The sequence below is a fragment of the Xanthobacter autotrophicus genome (genome assembly GCF_029991245.1).
GTDB lineage: Bacteria > Pseudomonadota > Alphaproteobacteria > Rhizobiales > Xanthobacteraceae > Xanthobacter > Xanthobacter autotrophicus_C.
Window position 1 is genome coordinate 1 of the sequence record NZ_JAIVFO010000384.1, and the last position, 430, is coordinate 430.

At 73.0% G+C, this 430-nt stretch carries 2 protein-coding genes; one reads left to right on the plus strand and one right to left on the minus strand.

The genetic code is table 11. From position 1 onward, the window contains the following. Nucleotides 1–167 (plus strand): amino acid--tRNA ligase-related protein (locus tag K9U41_RS23335; protein ID WP_349237873.1); only part of this gene is annotated, 167 nt, incomplete at its 5' end. A gap of 4 nt (nucleotides 168–171) precedes the next feature. On the opposite strand, the gene K9U41_RS23340 is transcribed toward K9U41_RS23335, so the two are convergent. Beyond that, nucleotides 172–430 (minus strand): hypothetical protein (locus K9U41_RS23340; protein WP_282643215.1); only part of this gene is annotated, 259 nt, incomplete at its 5' end.

Sequence of the window (430 nt, forward strand, 5' to 3'; positions counted from 1 at the left end):
ACCCGTACGAGCCCTACGCGTCGTACGTCGAGGCGTTCCGCCGTGGCATCCCGCCGCACGGTGGGTTCGCCATCGGGCTCGAGCGCTTCGTCGGCCGGCTCACCGAGTCCGCCAACATCCGTGAGGTGACGCTGTTCCCGCGCGACCTCCACCGGCTGGCGCCGTGAGGGGCTAGCCGGTGCAGGCGACGCCGTCGACCGGCGCGTAGGTCGTGGTCACCGTCTCGTCGCGGTCGGCGACCGGGTCGGTGAGGCTGTGCAGGTGGCGGGCGACGTCGACGGTGAAGCCGCGCTTGCCCGGCGAGGCGACGCAGTCGGCGCCGGCGACGTCGGTGACGGTCGGCTCGACCAGGTTGTAGCGGGCCGAGGTCGAGGTGGTGACCTCCCAGGCGGCGGTCGACCACAGCACGATCGTGACGACGCCCGGGCTC